At 61.9% G+C, this 12,745-nt stretch carries 13 protein-coding genes and 2 tRNA genes; 8 read left to right on the top strand and 7 right to left on the bottom strand.

Annotated elements, in window-relative coordinates:
* Positions 1-8: 8 nt before the first annotated feature.
* Genes ACSQ3L_RS21970 through ACSQ3L_RS21980 form a run of 3 tightly spaced genes read left to right on the top strand, consistent with a single transcriptional unit; the run spans position 9 to position 1,314 of the window.
* Positions 9-779, top strand: a complete 771-nt coding sequence (locus ACSQ3L_RS21970) for an SDR family oxidoreductase (protein WP_436161815.1) — start codon at positions 9-11, stop codon at positions 777-779.
* 50 nt (positions 780-829) lie between these two features.
* Positions 830-1,090, top strand: coding sequence for a hypothetical protein (locus ACSQ3L_RS21975; RefSeq protein WP_436161816.1), 261 nt, complete (start codon positions 830-832; stop codon positions 1,088-1,090).
* Positions 1,087-1,314, top strand: coding sequence for a hypothetical protein (locus ACSQ3L_RS21980; RefSeq protein WP_436161817.1), 228 nt, complete (start codon positions 1,087-1,089; stop codon positions 1,312-1,314). Before ACSQ3L_RS21975 ends, ACSQ3L_RS21980 begins: the two co-directional genes overlap by 4 nt.
* 260 nt (positions 1,315-1,574) lie before the next feature.
* Here the strand turns inward: ACSQ3L_RS21980 and ACSQ3L_RS21985 are convergent, their stop codons facing one another.
* Both ACSQ3L_RS21985 and ACSQ3L_RS21990 read right to left on the bottom strand, forming a co-directional pair.
* Positions 1,575-2,360 carry a hypothetical protein gene (locus ACSQ3L_RS21985; protein WP_436161818.1) on the bottom strand — a complete coding sequence of 262 codons (786 nt, stop codon included), beginning with the start codon at positions 2,358-2,360 and terminating at the stop codon, positions 1,575-1,577.
* A 359-nt stretch (positions 2,361-2,719) separates the two neighbouring features.
* Positions 2,720-2,795 (bottom strand) — tRNA-Val (locus ACSQ3L_RS21990).
* Between the two features lie 216 nt (positions 2,796-3,011).
* Here ACSQ3L_RS21990 and ACSQ3L_RS21995 point away from each other — a divergent pair.
* Positions 3,012-3,088 (top strand) — tRNA-Asp (locus ACSQ3L_RS21995).
* Positions 3,089-3,218: 130 nt separating this feature from the next.
* Here ACSQ3L_RS21995 and rbsK read toward each other — a convergent pair.
* From rbsK to ACSQ3L_RS22010, 3 genes are read right to left on the bottom strand one after another with little or no spacing between them, the layout of a single operon-like run.
* Entirely contained in the window at positions 3,219-4,163 is a 945-nt protein-coding gene (rbsK, locus tag ACSQ3L_RS22000) for a ribokinase (RefSeq protein ID WP_436161819.1), read from the bottom strand.
* A 4-nt stretch (positions 4,164-4,167) separates the two neighbouring features.
* Complete coding sequence (locus tag ACSQ3L_RS22005; protein ID WP_436161820.1) at positions 4,168-4,620, bottom strand: RbsD/FucU family protein; 453 nt, start codon at positions 4,618-4,620, stop codon at positions 4,168-4,170.
* A gap of 22 nt (positions 4,621-4,642) precedes the next feature.
* Positions 4,643-5,701, bottom strand: coding sequence for an ABC transporter ATP-binding protein (locus ACSQ3L_RS22010; RefSeq protein WP_436161821.1), 1,059 nt, complete (start codon positions 5,699-5,701; stop codon positions 4,643-4,645).
* A gap of 289 nt (positions 5,702-5,990) precedes the next feature.
* Here ACSQ3L_RS22010 and ACSQ3L_RS22015 point away from each other — a divergent pair, with 289 nt between their 5' ends.
* The 3 genes from ACSQ3L_RS22015 (at position 5,991) to ACSQ3L_RS22025 (ending at position 9,789) form a co-directional block, all read left to right on the top strand.
* Positions 5,991-7,655, top strand: coding sequence for an ABC transporter substrate-binding protein (locus tag ACSQ3L_RS22015; RefSeq protein WP_436161822.1), 1,665 nt, complete (start codon positions 5,991-5,993; stop codon positions 7,653-7,655).
* Positions 7,656-7,743: 88 nt separating this feature from the next.
* A complete protein-coding gene (locus tag ACSQ3L_RS22020) occupies positions 7,744-8,865 on the top strand; it encodes a carbohydrate ABC transporter permease (protein WP_436161823.1) in 1,122 nt (373 codons plus the stop codon).
* A gap of 6 nt (positions 8,866-8,871) precedes the next feature.
* Positions 8,872-9,789: a carbohydrate ABC transporter permease gene (locus tag ACSQ3L_RS22025; protein WP_436161824.1), complete on the top strand. Its 918-nt coding sequence runs from the start codon at positions 8,872-8,874 to the stop codon at positions 9,787-9,789.
* Positions 9,790-10,037: 248 nt separating this feature from the next.
* Here ACSQ3L_RS22025 and ACSQ3L_RS22030 read toward each other — a convergent pair whose 3' ends face one another.
* Both ACSQ3L_RS22030 and ACSQ3L_RS22035 read right to left on the bottom strand, forming a co-directional pair.
* A complete protein-coding gene (locus ACSQ3L_RS22030; RefSeq protein ID WP_436161825.1) occupies positions 10,038-10,775 on the bottom strand; it encodes a creatininase family protein in 738 nt (245 codons plus the stop codon).
* A 3-nt stretch (positions 10,776-10,778) separates the two neighbouring features.
* On the bottom strand, positions 10,779-11,417 hold the full coding sequence (locus ACSQ3L_RS22035; protein ID WP_436161826.1) for an SIS domain-containing protein: 639 nt from the start codon (positions 11,415-11,417) through the stop codon (positions 10,779-10,781).
* A 105-nt stretch (positions 11,418-11,522) separates the two neighbouring features.
* On the opposite strand from ACSQ3L_RS22035, the gene ACSQ3L_RS22040 reads away from it, so the two are divergent.
* A complete protein-coding gene (locus tag ACSQ3L_RS22040) occupies positions 11,523-12,545 on the top strand; it encodes an aldo/keto reductase (RefSeq protein WP_436161827.1) in 1,023 nt (340 codons plus the stop codon).
* Positions 12,546-12,745 lie beyond the last annotated feature (200 nt).

The following is a 12,745-nucleotide window of genomic DNA, read 5'->3' on the forward strand; positions in this document are numbered from 1 at the left end:
CGGCTCGCATGACCAATCGGCTACAAGACAAGGTGGCGCTGATCATCGGCAGCGCCCGCGGCATCGGCAAGGGCATCGCCCTGCGCTTTGCCGAGGAAGGCGCGAAGCTGGTGCTGGCCGACACCGAGGTCGAGGCCGGGCAAGCGACCGCGGACGAACTGAGCGTCCCCTTCATCCGCACCGACATCTCGCAAATGAGCGATGCCGAGGCCGCCGTGGCGCTCGCCGTCAAGCATCATGGCCGCCTCGACATCATCGTGCAGAATGCCGGCATCTATCCCTGGCAGCTGATCGAAAACACCAGCGCCGACGACTGGGACCGTGTCATGGCGGTCAATCTGCGCGGCACCTTCAATGCCAGCCGCGCGGCCCTGGTGCCGATGAAGGCGCAGGGCTTTGGCCGCATGCTCTACACCTCGTCCATCACCGGCCCGCATGTCACCAGCCCCGGCCATGGCCATTATTCGGCCAGCAAGGCCGGCATCAACGGCTTCATCCGCGCCGCGGCGCTCGAATTCTCCGGCTATGGCATCACCGTCAACGGTGTCGAGCCCGGCAACATCCTGACCGAAGCCATCGAGCTGCATCGGGGTGCTGCCTACATCAAGAACATGGAGGACTCCATCCCTCTCGGCCGGCTCGGCAGTCCGCGCGACGTGGCCAATGCCTTCCTGTTCCTCGCCTCCGACGACGCCAGCTACATCACCGGCACGACCATCATCGTCGACGGCGGCCAGCTGCTGCCGGAGGGCAATGATTTTCGGCTCTTGCCGCCGTGATCGTCGCAGGAATGACGATGGACTGCTGAGTCTCCTGATGGCGAGCGGGAATGAGAGGCGCAACTTCAAGCGACAGATTCATCGCCCGCGCAGTAGAGCATGATCCCGAAAAGTGGGAACCGGTTTTCTCGGACAAACGGTTTCCGTTTGTCCAGAGATCATGCTCCAACAAAGAGATAGATCAGGATGACGATTCAACCAAACGTCATCCTGATCTAGTTGCAAATATTCCCCCACAAGTTGCGGCGGAACAACTTCGCATCTCAAAGGTTGTTCATCAAGTGCTGATCAAGGGGGATGTTTGGGAATGACCAACGAAATCAGAACCAGCCATATCTACCAGCGGGCTCATGCTTTGGCCGAGGGTGGTGTCCACCACTCGCCTGCCGAGATCGTGGCCGCATTGCTCGCCGAGGGCTACCCGGAAGCGGCCGAGTTGTTGAACTCCAGAAACATCCATGCCGATCTGCTGCGGGTTTGTGACGCGGCGGCTGATGGACAGCCAGCCACGCCATACCGCGGGCTTCGCCATTGACGCGGCAGTGGATGGATTGTGTGATTGGAATGGTGGGCGATGACGGGCTCGAACCGCCGACATCTTCGGTGTAAACGAAGCGTTCAAACTGCAGGAAGGGCGCATTTCCCGGCTTTTTCATGCCGTTTGTGCCCACTGTGTTAGCTGAAATTGGGCGCTTGCAGTGTATATCTGAGCGCTATCTGGGCGCATTCCAAGATCGCTGATGGCTTTGGCCTCGGAGCAGAACGTCAAGTTTGGTGGCGGTAGCCTTTTTGCCATCAGAGCAACGTCTTGGTCATCTTTCGAACACCTTCGATCAACTCGCCAACCTCCTCCTTGGTAGGATCAGACGCTTTCTTGTGGTCGCATTTGTTCCTCAAATCGCCAAGGTGTTGGATGAAACGCCACTGCGCAACATCTGCGATTGATGCAGCTTTCAAGGCGTCATTCAGATCGGAAATGGCGGGGTCTTTCTTGCGCAATGTAACTTTGTGACGATCGCAAACGGCGGCAAGGTGACCTTCGAGAAGCACTCCCGCCATCGCACCGGCTCCGCGCTGAAACCCGTTTTTGTTGAGTTCTTCGGCAGCTTCGAGTTCGTCGTCCATCAAGTCAGCATGGAGCAGCGTCTTAATGTCATACAGGGTTGACGAGAAGCGATTAGCCAGCCCGGAAATGATGTTAAACTGCTGAAAAATTGCCGGAACAGCAGCGGTGGGACCGACGACTAGATCGCCGTAACGCATTATCGTTGTGCCACGCAAATAGTCCGACATCGTGTAGTTCGAATAGAGGATGTCTTTCCGCGCACCCTTTGGCGCATAGTATGATCGAAAATCCTCCTCGCGCTCGGGGATTAGTTGGCTGACAAGCGCAAGCGCCTCCGAATACCAACCCTGATAGTTCGACCTGACATCCGGCAGGTTCTTGACGTCTTCCTCCGAAAATGGATGGGAGATCTTTGCGTTTGGCGTTGCCTCCATTTGCATTTTCAGCGCCAACTTCGCACCCAATTCGGAGAGGCGATTGATGTCGTTAGCGTACCTTTCGAACGTATTCGCCATTCACCCCCCCAAAGCGCTGTCGCCCTACTCTACTTGGGCCAATCGGCCTTCGCCACCCATCGAGTGTAACCGCACGCGTCGAAGCCAAGCTCGGCGAGGTCACGCCGCACATCCTGCGCCACACCCGTGCGACCTGCTGATGCAGCGGCGAGTGCCGATCTGGGATGCCGCCGGCTCGCTTGGCATGACGGTAAAACAGATAGAATCGACCTACGGCCACCACCATCCGACTTCCAGCAGGCCGCCGCAGATGCCCATTAAGCGCCCGAAAACCATCGTTTCTGGGCGCATAGCTGGGCGCAAGCAGGCGCTCCGGCCGGAGATGGCCGGCAGACGCCGTTGAATTCATCGAGGAAAAGTGGTGGGCGATGACGGGCTCGAACCGCCGACATCTTCGGTGTAAACGAAGCGCTCTACCAACTGAGCTAATCGCCCGCTCCGGGCCGGACCTTTAAGCGGTCGGGACCGGCTTCGCAAGGCCAAATGAGCGCAGAACGCCCTGGTTGGATGCCGGTTTTGCCAACAAAACGCCGGCTGTCAAAAAACCTTCTCCTGTTTGCTGTTATGCTGTCCTGTCACGCTTGACACCCGGTGGCGAACCCCTTATCCAGCGCCCCAACGACGAACACGGCTGACACGTGTTCGCCATGCGCGGGTGTAGCTCAGTTGGTTAGAGTGCCGGCCTGTCACGCCGGAGGTCGCGGGTTCGAGCCCCGTCACTCGCGCCATTTCTCTCAAGGGGGTATCAAGCCCTTGGCTTCGGAGAAATGTCGACATTGATTGTCAAAAATATTGTCTTGCAAGAGGCCTGAGGTCACTCAGGTCCTTTCGGCCGTGCCTACGTCTGGCCCCGCAAGATCACCCTCTCGCCAGCAGCGCCTCGACCTCCTGCAGCGTCGGCATCGACGGCGCGGTTCCTGGCCGCGTCACTGAGATTCCGGCGACGGCGCAAGCGAAGCGCACCGCTTGCAGCGGCTCCACGCCTCGCGACAACGCTGCGGCCAGGCCTCCATTGAAGGCGTCCCCTGCCCCCGTGGTCTCGACCACCGGTCCCGCGCTGACGGCTGGAACATGGTCGGAGCGCTCCTTCGAATGCAAAAGCGCGCCCTTGTCACCCAGCGTGACGATGACCGTGCCGACGCCCTTTTCAAGCATACTATCCGCAGCGGCTCGCGCCTCGTCGACCGAGGAGACCTTCATCCCGGTCAATTCCTCCGTTTCCGTCTCATTGGGCGTGAGGTATTCGCAGAGCGTGTAGATGTGGTCGGGAAGCTTTGCCGCCGGGGCCGGGTTGAGGATCGTCGTCACCCCTGCCCCACGCGCGATCTCCAGCGCCCGCATAGCTGCTTCGATCGGCTGTTCGAGCTGGGTGACGAAGACGCCGGCACTGCGGATCAGCGCGGCATTGGCTTCGATGTCGGCTGGCGAGATCAGCATCGCAGCACCGGGGCTGACGATGATGGCGTTGTTGCCGGTCGTCTCCTCGACAAAGATGTAGGCCGCACCGGTGTAGCTTTCCGGCGTGTCGATGACGGCATTCTTGACGCCCGCCTGCGCCCAGGTCTGCCTGGCCATGTCGGCGAAGGGGTCGACGCCGAGGCGGGTGAGGAAGGTGACGTCGGCGCCGAGCTTGCCGGCGGCGACCGCCTGGTTCGAGCCCTTGCCGCCCGGCCCCAGCGTGAAGGATGTGCCGAGGATGGTTTCGCCCATGCGCGGCTGGCGCTGCGCCCTATAGGCGGTGTCGGCGACGAACACACCCAATATGACGACAGGCTTCATGACGACCGGCTTGCCCGAAGCCATGCCGCTATTCCGCATCCGGCGGCACGACGCCCTTGCGGAAGGCGAAGCAGCCATAGAAGCGGCGTTCGCCGGTCTGGATGACACAATAGGCTTGTTTGGCGCGCTCGTAGAAGGCGTAGCGCTCGACCGCTATCATCGGCCACGGCTTGCCCTCGGCCTTGTCGACTTCCTTCTGCACCTCTTTCTGCACAGCCGGAATCTCGTCCGGCTTGCCGACGATCTCCATGCGCGCGGCTGAGTCGTCGACGAACGTGTCCAGAGGGTAGAGCGACAGCACCGCCTTTGCCACCTCGGCGGCCGAGGCATCGATGCGCAGCAGGCGGCCGAGCGCGGTCTGGCGCGCTACCGAATCGGATGGAAAATTGGTGTCGGCGATGATCAGGTCATCGCCATGGCCCATCGCCCGCAATGCCTGCAGCACGTCGGCATTGAGCAACGGGTTGATGCCTTTGAGCATGGTATTTCCTCGTGAGTTGGGATCAGAGACGCTTGCCGGTCTCGGCGTCAAAAAGATGGATCTGGTCGAGCCGCGGCTTCAGCTTGAGCGTATCGCCCGGCTTGAAGTCGTGACGCTCGCGAAACAGCGCCACCATCTCGCCCTCGCCGAAGCGCAGGAACACCAGCGTTTCCGAGCCGGTCGGCTCGACCACCGAAATCTTCGCCGGTACGCCGTCGGGATGGATTTCGAGATGCTCCGGCCGCACGCCATAGACGACGGCCTGGCCGTCCTGCGCGGCATTGCCCGGTGCAATTGGGAACAGTGTGCCAGCGATCTCCACACCAGGCTTGGCGCCCTTGCGCATGACTCCCTTGAGCAGGTTCATCGAAGGCGAGCCGATGAAGCCGGCGACAAAAAGATTGGCCGGCCGATCGAACAGTTCCAGCGGCGCGCCGACCTGCTCGATGCGGCCGTCGCGCATGACGACGATCTTGTCGGCCATGGTCATGGCCTCGATCTGGTCGTGGGTGACGTAGATGGTGGTGGTCTTCAGCCGCTGGTGCAGCTCCTTGATCTCGGTGCGCATCTGCACGCGCAGCTTGGCGTCGAGATTGGAGAGCGGCTCGTCGAACAGGAACACTTGCGGATTGCGCACGATGGCGCGGCCCATCGCCACGCGTTGGCGCTGGCCGCCGGAAAGCTGGCGGGGATAGCGCTTCAGATAGGGATTGAGGTCGAGGATGTCGGCGGCGCGCTTGACCCGCTCGGCGACCACCGCCGGATCGGTTTTCCGCAGCTTGAGCGCGAAGGCCATGTTCTGCTCGACCGTCTTGTGCGGATAGAGCGCATAGTTCTGGAACACCATGGCGATGTCGCGCTTGGCCGGCGGCAGATGATTGACGATGCGGTCGCCGATGGCGATCGTGCCGGCGGAGACGGTCTCCAGCCCGGCCACCATCCTGAGCAGCGTGGATTTGCCGCAACCCGAAGGGCCAACCAGCACCACGAATTGTCCGTCGGCGATATCGACGCTGACTTCGTGCAGAACCTTAACCGTTCCAAAGGCCTTGGCCACCTTGCTGATCGCGACTTGCGCCATATCTCCCCCGTCGGCTCCATTAGCCGTAGGCGCAGAAGCTAACCAACGCGACCTGCCAGGGCAAGTCGGTCCCCTATAGATAAAAACCCGCTCTCGTTGACACGGCGTTTGGTTGTGAGAATAGTGGCAGGCGCTGGTCAAAATGTTGGTACCCGATCCGCAATCGGAACTTCAATCGACGCAGGGTGGGGTCCTGCCTAATTCGTTTCCGAACCGGGAGCATCGTTGGCGCTCCAGCGTCCGACAGTTGGCCGATTTATTCACACTGATATTCTGGGAGGAATAGGCGATGAGAACGGGTCTTTACGACAAACTGGTTCGAGCCGGCGCCACAAGGCGCGACATATTGAAGGGCGCGGCCAGCATGGCCGCGATCGCGGCCGCATCCGGCGCCGGACTTGGCGCCTTGACGCGACCGGCCTCCGCGGCAAGCGAATTGCGCTCCAAAATCCTGCAGATCCCCGGCGTCGGCAAAGGCCAGCCGACGGACGCCGATTTCCAGAAGGTCGGTGAACTCTGCCTCGAAGCGACCAAGGCCAACGTCAAGGAAGGCGAATTCGCCGGCGTCGAACTCACCTTCATGGGCCTCAACAACCAGAACCTTCACAATGTTTTGTTCCGCGGCTTCCTGAAGCCATGGGAGGCCTATACCGGCGCCAAGATCAGCTGGATCGACCTGGCGCAGGCCGACTACAACGCCCGCCTGCAGCAGTCGATCGCCACCGGCACCGTCGATTTCGACATCATCGAAATGGGCGCACCGTTCGAAGGCGATGTCTGCGGCAAGGGCCTGACCTCCGAAATGCCGGACTGGGTCAAAGAGCAGATCGACATGAAGGATGTCGTGGCCTATCTGCAGCCGCCGGTCGGCACCTGGGACGGCAAGCAGTACCGCGTCACCGTCGACGGCGATGCGCACAACTTCAACTACCGCACGGACGTTTTTGCCGATGCCGACCTCGCCAAGGCGTGGAAGGATGGCGGCGCGACCACCGAATGGGGGGTGCCGAAGACCTGGCAGGAAGTCCAGGCCGTGACCAAATTCCTCAAGGGCAAGAAGCTCAAGGACCAGGACGTCTTTGGCTATCTCGACGCGCCCAAGGCGTGGGGCGGTTTCGGCTTCTATTTCCTCGGCAGCCGCGCTAGCGCTTACGCCAAGCATCCTGACGACAAGGCCTGGCTGTTCGACGCCGACACGATGAAGCCGCGCGTCAACAATCCGGCCTGGGTACGCGCCATCCAGGACGTCATCGACGCGCTGCCGTCCGAACCCGCCGACCAGATCAACGCCGATCCGAACACAACCGCCTTCCAGCAGTTCCTGGCCGGCACCGGCTCGATGGTCACCTGGTGGGGCGACGTCGGCTCCAACGTCAAGACCAACGATTCGTCGGTTGTCGGCGACGTCACCGGCTTCTCGATCCTGCCCGGCTCCGACGATGTCTACAATTCGAAGACCGGCGCCTGGGACAAGCTCGCCAGCGGCCCGAACTATGCGCCCAATTGCGCCTATCTCGGCTGGGGCGTCTATGTCATGGCGCGCGTCGATACCGACGAAAAGAAGAAGAAGGCGGCATGGTCCGCTGCCGCGCACCTCGGCGGCAAGGACCTGTCGATCTGGACGGCGATGTATCCGTCAGGCTTCCAGCCCTACCGCAACTCGCATTTCGACATTCCGGAGTGGGTCGCCGCCGGCTACGACGAGGCCTTCATTACCTCCTATCTCAAGTCGGAATCCGACAGCTACAACCATCCGAACGCGGCGATCGAGCCACGCATCCCCGGCATCTTCCAGTACTACAGTGCCGCCGAGGACATCCTGGCCAACACTTTCGCCGGCAAGATGAAGGCGCAGGAAGGCGCAGACGCCATTGCGGCGGCCTGGGAGAAGCTGACCGACCAGATCGGCCGCGACAACCAGGTCAAGCTCTACAAGGCCTCGCTCGGCATGTAGGCTGGCCTATGAACCGTGGTCCGGCGGTAACGCCGGACCACTTTAGACCGGCTCCGGCTCCTTGCGAGCCTTCAAACGGGCGAGATTTGTGGCTGACCAGACTTCGACCGTAAACCCGTGGCCGGCAGATGCCGGCCCTTCCGATCTGATTTCTCCAGGCCGCAAACGGCTCGGCTGGGCGCTGATGGCTGTTGCGACGCTTGGCCTGCTGGCCATGATCGTGCTGGAAATCCTCTACAAGGGTAGCGCCGATACGATCGGCTTCGAGACCTGGCGCCCCGTCGTCTATGCCTATGTGCTGTGGGGCGTGGCGATCGGCATCGGCCAGGTGCTGACGCGCGGCGAGGACGGCCAGCGTGCCCTGTTTCTGCTGCCGGCGCTGCTGTTCACCATCGCCATGGTGATCTTCCCGACGCTGTTTGGTTTCTACATCGCACTGACCGACTGGAACCTCAGTTCCTTCTCCGGGCGAAAATTCAACGGGCTCGCCAATTTCTGGCAGATGCTGGGCGATCCCTACTACCGCAATGCGCTGTTCAACATGGTGCTCTACGTGCTGGCGGTGGCGGTCGAGTATGTCATTGCCTTCGGCCTGGCGCTGCTGCTCAACGCGCAGATCCGGGCGCGAAAATTCTTCCGCGTCGTCTTCCTGATGCCGCTGATGCTGTCGCCGGTCGCGGTGTCGTGGATGATCGGCAAATCGCTTATGGAGTACCGGTTCGGACCGGCCGCAACGTTGGCGCGCCATCTCGGCTGGGAAAATCCGGCCTTCTTCTCCGATCCGATCATCGCGCGCATCGCGATCATGATACTCGACGCCTGGACCTTCATTCCGTTCATGATGATCATGCTGCTGGCCGGGCTGCAGGCGATGTCACGCGAGGTGCTGGAAGCCGCACGCGTCGACGGCGCCAATGCGTGGCAGACCTTCTGGCAGGTCACCTTCCCGCTGATGCTGCCGGTGTCGGTGACGGCGGTGATCCTGCGCATCATCTTCAAGCTGAAGCTTGCCGACATCATCATCACCGTGACATCGGGCGGCCCCGGCGGCGCCACCGATTCCGTGTCGAGCTTCATCTATCGCGAATACCGCGATCGCTCGAATGTCGGCTACGGAACCATGCTGGCGATGGCCTATCTGGTCATCATAGTCGTGTTCGTCACCTGGCTGTTGAAATTTGCCAACCGTTTTGTCCGCAATGTGAATTGAGCCGAGATGAGCGTTCAGACCACCGAATATGTAGCCTCGGAGATCCGCTCGCCGGCGAGCTTCCTCGCCAGCCGCGTCTTCATCTATGGGGCACTGGCCTTCTGGGCGTTCATCTGCCTGTTCCCGATCTACTGGACGATCACGACCTCGTTCAAGACCGCGGTCGACGTCACGCAAGGCCACCTCATCCCCTTCGTCGACTTCCAGCCGGACTGGAAGGGCTGGCGCTCGCTCGGCCTGTCGCCGGACTCGATCTTCCAGACCTCGACCGTGCGCGACGAGTTCCTCAAGCGCTTCATGAATTCGGTGATCACCTCGGTCGGCGCGTCGAGCCTCGCCATCGTCATCGGCAGCCTCGCCGCCTACGGGCTGACCCGTTATCGCTACCATTTCGCCTGGTTCAAGAACGAGGACATCTCGTTCTTCTTCCTGTCGCAGCTGATCCTGCCGCCGGTGGTGCTGGCCTTGCCTTTCCTGGTGCTCTACCGCGAGGTCGGCCTGCTCGACACGCGTATCGGACTGATCCTGCTCTACACGCTGATGGTGCTGCCGATCGTCATCTGGATCATGCGCGACCAGTTCAACTCGATCCCGGTCGAGCTCGAGGAAGCAGCCCTCGTCGACGGGCTGTCGATCTGGGGGGCGTTCTTCCGCATCGTCATGCCGATCGCGCTGCCGGGCATGGTCGCCGCCTTCATCCTGGCAATGGTGCTGTGCTGGAACGAATATTTCTTCGCCGCCCTTTTGACGTCGACCGATGCCAAGACAATCCCCGTCATGGTGGCGAGCCAGACCGGCTCGCAAGGCATCAACTGGTGGTCGATGGCAGCGCTTGCCACGGCCGCCATCGCGCCGCTGGCGGTGATTGGTATCGCGCTCGAGCGCTATCTGATCATGGGCATGACGGCGGGTGCGGTGAAGTAGCAAGCGAGAGGCGGCGGTCTCGCGCCCCTGATTTGTAAATTTTCGACGTCGGCGGGCCAGCACCCCCCTCTGGCCTGCCGGCCATCTCCCCCGCAAGGAGGGAGATCGGCAGCTTCGCTGGCCGCCCCTTCCTGTCTAACTCTGAAAATTGGCGAAAGCCGGCGTGACGGCCAATCTCCCCCCTTGCGGGGGAGATGTCCGGCAGGACAGGGGGGGTGTGAAGGATCGCTGCATAGCGGTTTTGTCTGCTAGATCCTCAATATCGCCCGCAGATGGTCCATTATCATAGCGACGCCCTTTTGCCCCAACTCAGCCGAAGCTTCGGGCGCGCTCGCCGTATACCAGCTCTTGTTGTCGCCAAAGTGAGCGGCATCGACAGCTTCCGGGCATAGCGCCAGCATCAGCGAGGTCTCGCCGATGCCGGCATGGTCGAACGGGTACTTCATGTCAGCCGACATCAGCGGGTGCACCTGTACCCAGTTGAAGAAATTGCTGCCCTCGGCATGCTCGGCATAGTAGGCGGCCATCGCCTGCGAGCCCCACCAGCCTTCACCCCGCTCCTTTTCGAGGAAGCGGAAGATCGCCTGGCGGCCGGCGGTCTTGAAGGCGAGATCGGTCGGCATGCCGGCGGCGAAATTCTCGGTCTGGTGGTGGATGATGGCGTGGATGTTGCGAAAGCCGATGCGCAGCAGGCTGTAGAACAGCTCCTCGCCGAAGGGCGCCAGCGCAGTGCCGCCGACCTGCACCGAGCCGCTGCCTTCCGGCGGCGCCACCGCGTAGCTCGCCGCGCCGTAGTAGAAGGGCGGCAGGATGACGACGTCCCTCTCCTTCTCGAACAGTTCCAGCGTCTTGACGACTGCCAGCGTGTCCATGCCGACGGCCATGTGCTCGCCATGGTATTCCAGCACGCCGAGCGGCAGGGCGACCGGCCAGTTCTCCGCGATCGCCTTGCGGATCTGGTGCGGCAGCATCAATTCGTAGCGCATGATCTATTCCATGTTGGTGTGGCGGGCGCGCATGGCTTCCGGCGAGGCGCCGGTGATCGCCCTGAGCTTCAGCACCATCACTTCGAACAGCAGGAACAGCGCGCCTTCGAACACCGAGCCCATCGGCAGCACCGATGTCTTCTGCGCCCCCTGATCGCTGGCCATGGTCTGCGCAGGAATGAGCAGCGTGAAATCGGCGCGCTTTGCAGCACCGCTTTCGGCCTGGGCGGTCAGTAGCAGGTTGGTCGCGCCGGCATCGCGCGCGACCTGCATGAGGGTCAGCACGGTCGAGGTCTCTCCCGGCCCGGAGCTGGCCAGGAAGACATCGCCCGGCCCCAAGGGCGGCGTGGTCATGTCGCCAACCACGAAAACCGGCAGGCCCAAATGGTAGAGCCGCATGGCAAAACCCTTGACCTGCAGGGCCTCACGACCGCAGCCGTAGACGACGATCCGGCTGGCGCCGGCCAGCTTCTTGCAGGCGGCGTCGATCCGGCTCTCGTCGACGCCCGCCAGCACGCCGCCGAGCTCGTCAAGCGCGGTCTCGAACAGGCTTTTGCTCTTGTCGCTCACCGCAAACCTGCCATTGAAAATCACCCTGGTATTTGCCGCTCTTGCTGCCGCGAACAGCTTGATTTCGTTCATGCTAGCAACCGCGAAAATGCGTGTCCAACGCGCAGCGATGCTTTTGCCCGGTCGCAGCCATGATAGTGTCATGTCAGACAAATCAAGCGAGGCAAACGGCAGGATATGAAGACACGGCATTTCGACCGCATCGGCAATGGCGGCATCAGTTTTACCGAACTCGGCTTCGGCACGGCGCCGCTCGGCAATCTTTATCGTGCCGTCTCGGACGAAGACGCCAACGCCACGCTGGAGGCCGCCTGGGCGACCGGCTGCCGCTACTACGACACCGCGCCGCTCTATGGGCTTGGCCTGTCGGAAACGCGGCTCAATCCGTTCCTGCGCGGCAAGAAGCGCGACGACTATGTGCTGTCGAGCAAGGTCGGCCGCATCATGCGCGCCTGCCCACCCGAAGAGCGCACCGGCATCGGCAAGTTCTTCGACACACCGTCGCGCCGCGAGGTCTACGACTACAGCTATGACGGCGTCATGCGCTCGTTCGAAGCCTCGTTGGAGCGGCTCGGCGTCGACCGTATCGACATCCTCTTCGTGCACGATGTCGACATCTTCACCCATGGCAGCAAGGAAGCAGCGGACCGGCGCATCGAGGAGTTCATGCGCTCGGGCTATTACGGCCTGCTCTCGCTGCGCGACCAGGGTGTCATCAAGGCGTTCGGCGGCGGCATCAACGAGTGGCAGGTTGCGCAGACGCTGGCGGAGCGCGGCGATTTCGACCTGTTCCTGCTTGCCGGGCGCTATACGCTGCTGGAACAGGAGGCGCTGACCTCCTTCCTGCCGCTCTGCCAGGCACGCGGCATCGGCATCGTTCTCGGCGGACCCTACAATTCCGGCATCCTGGCAACGGGACCGAAGCCGGGCGCTTTTTACAACTATTCCGAGGCGCCCAGGGACATCCTCGACCGCGTCGCCGGCATCGAAAGCGTTTGCAAGCGTCACGGCGTGCGGCTGATCGAGGCCGCCCTGCAATTCCCGCTGCTGCATCCTTCGGTCGTCTCGGTTATCCCCGGCGGGCAGCGGCCGAGCGAAGTCGAGAGCAACCGCTCGCTGCTCGATGCGAAACTGCCGGCAGCGCTCTGGGCCGACCTCAAGAAGGAAGGCCTGATGCGCGCCGAGGCGCCGACCGCATAACCCGGCCGCCAGCGCGACGGTCGGGTACCAAAATGAAAAGCCGGGCAAGCCCGGCTTTTCTGGCCGCATGTACCCGCGTAGGGCACCAAAATGAAAAGCCGGGCAAGCCCGGCTTTTCTGGCCGCATGTACTCGCGTAGGCACCAAAACGAAAAGCCGGGCAAGCCCGGCTTTTCTGGGGTCTCTGAAAGAAAAAGGCGC

Source organism: Mesorhizobium sp. LjRoot246 (assembly GCF_964254115.1).
GTDB lineage: Bacteria > Pseudomonadota > Alphaproteobacteria > Rhizobiales > Rhizobiaceae > Mesorhizobium.